The organism is Hyalangium sp. (assembly GCF_035629615.1).
Classification (GTDB): Bacteria; Myxococcota; Myxococcia; order Myxococcales; family Myxococcaceae; genus Hyalangium.
In genome coordinates this window covers 1-7,118 of record NZ_DASPHO010000039.1, presented here as the reverse complement: position 1 = coordinate 7,118, position 7,118 = coordinate 1, and the positions used below count along the sequence as shown (strand labels likewise).

3 protein-coding genes and 2 pseudogenes are annotated in these 7,118 nt (G+C 65.2%); 4 read left to right on the top strand and 1 reads right to left on the bottom strand.

The annotated features are described in order from the left end of the window. The 3 genes and pseudogenes from VD972_RS01780 to VD972_RS01770 form a co-directional block, all read left to right on the top strand. Positions 1–196 (top strand): annotated as a pseudogene (locus VD972_RS01780) (metal ABC transporter permease); the annotation flags it as partial. 136 nt (positions 197–332) lie between these two features. Then, entirely contained in the window at positions 333–698 is a 366-nt protein-coding gene (locus tag VD972_RS01775; RefSeq protein WP_324979769.1) for a transposase domain-containing protein, read from the top strand. A gap of 305 nt (positions 699–1,003) precedes the next feature. Continuing rightward, positions 1,004–5,476 (top strand): TIR domain-containing protein, encoded by a 4,473-nt coding sequence (locus VD972_RS01770; RefSeq protein ID WP_324979766.1) that lies wholly within the window; start codon positions 1,004–1,006, stop codon positions 5,474–5,476. A gap of 15 nt (positions 5,477–5,491) precedes the next feature. Here the strand turns inward: VD972_RS01770 and VD972_RS01765 are convergent. Beyond that, positions 5,492–5,773 (bottom strand): annotated as a pseudogene (locus tag VD972_RS01765) (SDR family NAD(P)-dependent oxidoreductase); the annotation flags it as partial. An 84-nt stretch (positions 5,774–5,857) separates the two neighbouring features. Between VD972_RS01765 and VD972_RS01760 the strand changes: the two are divergent. Continuing rightward, complete coding sequence (locus tag VD972_RS01760; RefSeq protein WP_324979763.1) at positions 5,858–6,580, top strand: hypothetical protein; 723 nt, start codon at positions 5,858–5,860, stop codon at positions 6,578–6,580. Positions 6,581–7,118 lie beyond the last annotated feature (538 nt).

Below are 7,118 nucleotides of genomic sequence, written 5' to 3'. Positions count from 1 at the left end.
GGCGCTGGCCTCCTTGCGCTGCACGCGCATCGTCATCGCCCACCGACTGAGCACGGTGGTGGACGCGGATCTCATCCTGGTGATGGACGAGGGCCAGCTCGTCGAGTCCGGACGCCACGAGGAGCTGCTCTTGCGCCGAGGTGCCTACGCGCAGCTGGTCCGCGCGCAGATCGAGAAGACCGGTCGTCTGGAGTGAGCGCATTGCTGGAGGCGGCGGGAATCGAAGCCGCCGATCGGAGCTTCTGGCGAGAGCGCTCCGTCTCGGTCGAGCGCAGGTCCCATAGGACTTCCAGGCACGGCATTTTGAGCGCGGGCCTGGCGAAGTTCCGTGGGTGCCCACCGGTATCGTCCTCGACAATAATCGCTCTGAGCGCGCCCTGCGGCACATCGCTGTGGGCAGGAAGGCGTGGCTCTTTGTCGGCAGCGACGGTCACGCCCAGAGCGCTGGCCACATCCTCTCGCTCGTCGCCTTGGCGCGCCTGCACGGGCTCGACCCTGAGGCCTACCTGCGAGACCTCTTCCGCGTGCTCGCCCACTGGCCCAGAGACCGCTACCTCGAGCTCGCCCCGCGCTACTGGGCAAGCACGCGGGCTCGCCTCGATACCCGGGAACTCGCCGCTGAGCTCGGCCCTCTCACCCTCCCGCAGCCCCTCGCCCCGCCTCCGCAACAGCAGGCTGCGGCGAACGGACCGCCCTGATAACGCCGGCTGTGATGGTCTCGTGTCCACCGCGCCACTCTGCGCTGCTCACAAAGGCTGGCACCAGACGGGGGCCGTGCAGCGGATACGAAGTTCGTGGACGAAGTCGCGGGGGTGGTAGTCTCCGGCCCTCCCCCAGATGCGCGAGTGGATCGCTCAGGCGTTCCTGACTATGTCCAGCGATTTCGTGGACACTCCACGAGCCGTTCTGGAACCGGGCCCTCGAATCCCACTTGCCGTGGGTTGGCCGAAGGCTTCAACCTGGTCCATGCTGCCCGCGGCAGGGTCAACCCTCGAGGACTCGCTTGTACGACGTCTTCCTCTCGCACAGCAGCACGGACAAGCCCGCCGTCGAGCACATCGCCCGACGGCTCCGGGAGCAGGGTCTCCACCCCTTCCTAGACAAGTGGCACCTCATCCCAGGGGCGCCCTGGGTCCCCGCGCTGGCGCAGGCCCTGTCCGAGAGCGAGACGGCCGCGGTCTTCTTCGGCCCCTCCGCCCCCGCCCCCTGGCACAACGAGGAGATGCAGCTGGCGCTCAGTCGCGCAGTGCGCTCGCGCGCGGATTTCCGCCTCATTCCCGTTCTGCTGCCCGGCGCCACTCCCGAGCAGTTGGCGGGCTTCATCGGGCTGCGCACCTACGTCGACTTTCGCGAGGGACTCGACAGCGAGGCGGAACTCGCTCGCCTAGTTGCGGGCATCAAGGGACGCGCTCCCGCTGGACAGAGCCTGACGCTCCCAGAAGATCCCGCCCCCTACCGGGGCCTGCTCGCCTTCGATGAGGCCCACGGCGAGTACTTCTTCGGCCGTGAGCCCGACATCGAACAAACCCTGGCGAAGATTGAGCGTGAGCGGTTCGTCGCCGTGGTGGGGCCTTCTGGCAGTGGAAAGTCCTCGCTGGTGCTGGGCGGGGTGCTGCCGCGCCTGAAGCAACCGGGCGGCATCCTCGGGCCTTGCGTTCGCACCTGGACGCTGCGCCCGGGCGACAGGCCGCTGCGTGCCCTCGCGGATGCGATCGCCGCCCGGGAGGCCTCGGGAGAGCAGCGGCTGACCCTGTCCGACTCCCTCCACCGGCGCTTCCTGGAGAGCCCGGACGGCCTGCGCACCACCCTCACCACCCTCACCGCGGACAGGCCCGGCCCGTGCATCCTGGTCGTGGACCAGTTCGAGGAGCTCTTCACCCATGCCCCGAGCAACGGGAGCCCGGGTGAGCGGGAGCCCTTCGTCGCCAACCTGCAGGATGCGGCGCTCGAGGGCAGTGGCCCCGTGCGCATCCTCATCACCCTGCGCGCCGACTTCTTCAACCGCTGCCTGGACCTCGCGCCCCTCCGGCGGTTGCTGCAGGACCGCGCGGTGCTGCTGGGCAGCCTCGACGAGGAGGCCCTGCACGACGTTATCCTCCGCCCGGCGCAGAAGGTGGGCGCCACGTTGGAGCGGGGCCTGCTCGACACCATCCTCAAGGAGTTCTCGCGGGAGCCCGGAGCGCTGCCGCTGCTTGAGGACACCCTGGACCAGCTCTGGCGGGCTCGGAAGGGTGAATGGCTCACCCTGGACGCGTACAAGCGCAGTGGGGGCATCTCCCGGGCTCTCCAGACCCGAGCCCAGGCCTGCTACGACGCGCTCGGCCCGGAGGAGCAGGAGGTGGCGCGGCTGCTCCTGGTGCGCCTCACGTCACTGGGTGAAGGCCGCGAGGACACCCGGCGCCGGGTGCCTCTGGTCGAGCTCCGCTTCGGGGACATTCCCGATGCACGCGTCGAGCACGTGCTGCGGGTGCTGTCCGGACCCGCGGCCCGGCTCATCGTCGTGGACAAGGGCAGCGTCGAGATGGCCCACGAAATCCTCATCCTCACCTGGCCCACCCTGCGCAGATGGCTGGACGAAGACCGGCGCGAGCTGCGGGTCGAGCGCCGCCTCCTGGAAGACGCCGAGGAGTGGGACAAGAAGGGCCGCGAGGCCGGCTATCTCTCCACCGGTGCCCGATTGCTTGAGGCCGAGGAACTCTTCAAGCACAAGCCCACGCTGCTCAACCAGCTGGAGAGCGACTTCCTCACCGCGAGCCTCCTCCAGCGCGACCAGCATCAGCGAGACAAGGAGGAGCAGGCCCGGCGAGATGTCGAGGCGGCACGCCGGCTCGCCGAGGAGACGGAAGCGCGGCGCAAGCTCGAGGCCGAGAGCGCTGCGAAAGTGCGGCAGTCGGTCCGCCAGCTGCGCTGGCTCGTCGTCGGACTCCTGGCGGCGTTCGCCCTGCTCTATGGGCAGTATCAACGAGCGGAACAGGAGAAACGCGTCGGCTTCTCACGTGAGCTGGTCCTGAGCGCACGTCAGAGCATCCGGGAGGATCCCCAGCGGGCCCTCCTGCTGCTCCAGGAGGCCCAGCGCCTCGCGCCGGTCGCCACCTTGGGCGAGCTGCTCGACGAATGGAGCAGGGAGCCCTGCCTGATGGTGCTGCCAGGAAACGGGGCCTTCCTCTTCCAAGCCTCCTTCAGCCCAGACGGCACGCGGCTCATCACCACCGCCGATGACAACAGAGCACGCCTGTGGGACGCCTCCTCGGGAAGACTCGTCGCGGTCTTCAAGGGTACCACTGTGGCCTTCAGCCGGGATGGGACGCGGTTGCTCACCGCCACCCGCGATGGCATCGCCTACCTGTGGGAAGCCTCCTCCGGCAAGAAGCTCTTCACGCTGGAAGGTCACTCGAGCGTGGTGTGGATTGTCGCTTTCAGCCCCGACGGGAAGCGACTCCTCACCGCCTCGCATGATGGCACAGCGCGCCTGTGGGATGCCTCCTCGGGCAAGCTGCTCGCCATCCTCCAGGGACACTCCGATGTGGTGGGCACGGCGGTGTTCAGCCCAGATGGCTCTAGGGTCCTCACCGCCTCGCATGATGGCACCGCGCGTCTGTGGGATGCCTTCTCCGGCAAATCCCTCTTCACTCTCCACGGCCATTCCAAGGAAGTGAACTCCGCGGTGTTCAATCCAGATGGCTCGCGAGTCCTCACCGCCTCCGACGATGGCACCGCGCGCCTGTGGGATGCCTCCTCCGGCAAATCCCTCTTCACTCTCCACGGCCATTCCAAGGAAGTGAACTCCGCGGCCTTTAGTCCAGATGGCACCAGGGTGATCACCGCCTCCAGGGATGAGACCGTGCGCCTGTGGGAGACCGCCACCGGCAAGCACCTCTCCACCCTCCACGGCCACCCTGGCCCGATCGGGTGGGTGACCTTCAGCCCGGATGGCTCACGCATCCTCACCGCCTATTATGACACCGCCCGGCTGTGGGACGTGGCTTCCGGCAGGCCCCTCATCAACCTCGAGGGCCATACAAATTCGGTGCGGTCAGTGGAGTTCAGCCCGGATGGGAAGCGGATTGTCACGGCTTCTTTCGATGGAACCGCGCGAATCTGGGATGTCACTGCAGGCAAGCCACTCGCCACGCTCAAGGATGATGCCAAGGACCAGGTAGCGGCGGAGTTCAGCCCGGATGGCTCGCGTCTCCTCACCTCCGAGGGCAATACCACCCACTTGAGTGAAACCACCGCTGGCAAACGTCTCGCGACCCTTCAGGGACGTTTCAAGGCCACGGAGCCAGCGGCATTCAGTCCGGACGGCTCGCGAGTTCTCACGGCGTCCCCCGATGGACTCGTGCACTCGTGGGAAGTCTCGTCCGGCGCCTCGTTGTTCAGCTTCCAAGGCGAGGCCGAAGCGCCGGGCACCATGCGCTTCAGCCCGGACGGCACCCGGATCCTCACCGTTTCAGGAAAGGGCACCGCGCGCTTGTGGGAGGCCGCCTCTGGCAGACCCCTCTCCACCTTCGCGGGTTCTCATCGAGGGCTGCTCGAGGCGGCATTCAGTCCAGACAGCACACGGGTCTTCATCGCCTCTCAAAAGAGCGTGGGTTCCTGGGAGACCTCCTCCGGCAAGCCCCTGGTCACTTTCGGCGTCTCATCTGGCGATGGCTCTTCTGGAATGTTGATGGATGCGTCATTGAGCCCAGATGGCACGCGGGCCCTCACTCATGACATTTCCATGGAAACCATTCCCGAAAAGCCATCCACCCAGCCCCCACCCAAAGAGCTACCGCGCATGGGGACCAGTACCATGTCGCTGTGGGATGCCTTTTCAGGAAAGAGGCTCGTCGAAGTCAAAAGCGGCTTTCCTCCGAAAACCCGCATAGAGTTCAGCCCCGATGGCACACACTTCTTGACGATCGGCAACGGTGGTGACATCGGCCTGTGGGACACCTCCTCGGGTAGAGTCCTCCTGACCCTCCACACCAACTTCGCTCTGTGGTCAGCGCAGCTCAGTCCGGACAACTCGCGTGTCCTCTCGGTCTTCTACCAAGGCGAGGGGATTGTCTGGGATGCCTCCTCGGGCAAGCCCATGATCAGACTCGAAGGCCACACCGAGGCCGTGAATGCCATGACGTTCAACCGCGACAGTTCATACATCCTCACGGCATCCACGGATGGCACGGCACGCATATGGGAGGCCGCCTCGGGCAAGCCTCTCGCCACATTCTGGGGTCACCGCGGCCCGGTGAGCACCGTCGCCATCAACCGCGACAGCACCCGTCTGCTCACCATTGGCCGGGATGGCACCGTGCGCCTGTGGCCCGACTGGCGCTGGAATGCGAAGGCCTTCGCGAAGCTCGACGTGGGTCGCCATCTCACCTGCGAGGAACGCGTCGAGTTCCTCCACGAGGACATCGACTGTCCGGAGGAACCAGACCCGAGGTTTTCGGGGGAGGATTCCTCCGAGACGACCGCCGCGGAGCACTGAAGGCAGGCGCGCCCCTCAGCCAGCGGAGGGGCGGCGGTCCTGGATGCTGTAGACGAGCGCCTCCTGATTGGAGTTGCTCGGACTACAGGAGGCCGTCGGTGATGCCACCGTCGGAACGCCCGGGCACACCGCGTCCACCCGGATGTGGAACGGCGCGCCGTCATGCGCCAGCGCGCGCGCCATGCCCACCACCGCTTGCTTGCTGGTGGTGTACGCTGAGTGCGCCGGGAACCCCGCCACGCCCATGATGGACGAGGTGAGGATGACGCTGCCGCCCCCGCGCTTCTGCAGTTCAGGGAAGGCGTACTTGAACCAGGGTGGGCGATAGAAGTCTCAGGTAGGATAGGGGCCCGCCAGTGAGTCATTGCGAATGGTCTGAAAATGAAAAGCAACTTCCCTTACCTCCTGGATGTCGATGCATTTGTTCGCCACGTCGATCGTATGGCAAAGTCTCTTGTCGATGCCTCGACTCGGCTATTCAAGGTTCGTACCGCCTCGGAAATCCCAAACCAATTGGAGACTTTCCAAGAAGCGCTGACGCAAAAGCTTCCAGATAGTGTCAATGGAATCTACATCTGGCGGCTCAGTTGCACACCAGCCACATTTCTGTCCGTTTGGCAGCGTCGAGTGCACCTTTACCAGCAATATGCCAAGAAAAACCGCTCCGATAAGTCCCTCTGGGTGATGTCAAAACCTCGAGGGAGCAACGAGCCCCGCCTTCTGAACTTCTTTCTTCCGGTTCCGAATCCGCTCTGGTTGAGTCTTCACAAGGGCCAATGCGCCGAGAACGGCGAGCACGTTCTCTACGTCGGGAAGCGGTCTGGCGGAGCTGTCTTCACGAGGTTGAAGGAACACTACAGCTGCGGTCCGGGAACGGGAGCCATGAAATTGGGTGGCACCGAGATGCCAACGCTAGAGCTGACCAAAGTCCAAGAGCGATTCCTGCGGGGCTTTGTCGAGAAAGACAAGCGCTTGGTTGAAAGCCTGGAGTTTGATGGGTTGGAATGTAACGTCATCTTCCTTGAGGGACAGGACGAACATATCACGCCTGTGATCGAACAAACGTTAAGAAGCGTGCTGGTGCCGATGCTCGGGCAAAAGTAGGCGGGACGGGACTCGTGGTAACCCGAGCCTCGGCCGAGTCCCGGCGAAGCTCGAAGTGCGCGTCGCCGGAAAGTAGCTTCCGATTCCAGGGGGTTCCCACCCTCCACGGCAGGCCTGATTCATTGTCTGGGGTCGTAGAGCCCGGAAACTGAGTGGGGCCGGGCACTTGCGTGGAGGCGGGACCCAACCGAACGCAGGGGCCTGCTTGAAGCAGCAATCCTGATCCGAAGGAAGCGCCCACACCCAGCCGACGAAGGAGTGTCGTATGAGGTATGGTGAACAAGAGCCTACCTGAGGGGTTGGCTGCTGGGAGGAGGGTGAGCAAAGCCCGGTGCGGAGGCAAAGGCGGGGGAGGAGCCGGCGAGCCCCATCCCCCAAAGTTCGAGTTTCGCACTTTTTGAACGGGCTCAGAGGGGGCAGCATGGGACCCAGCATGAGGGCCTGCTCGCCCACGGGTCAGCACCCGCGCTTGAGGCCTCTTCCCTCTCCAAGTTCCCGCAGATGCCACCCAGCGCCATTCACTCGTGGGCGGCCACCG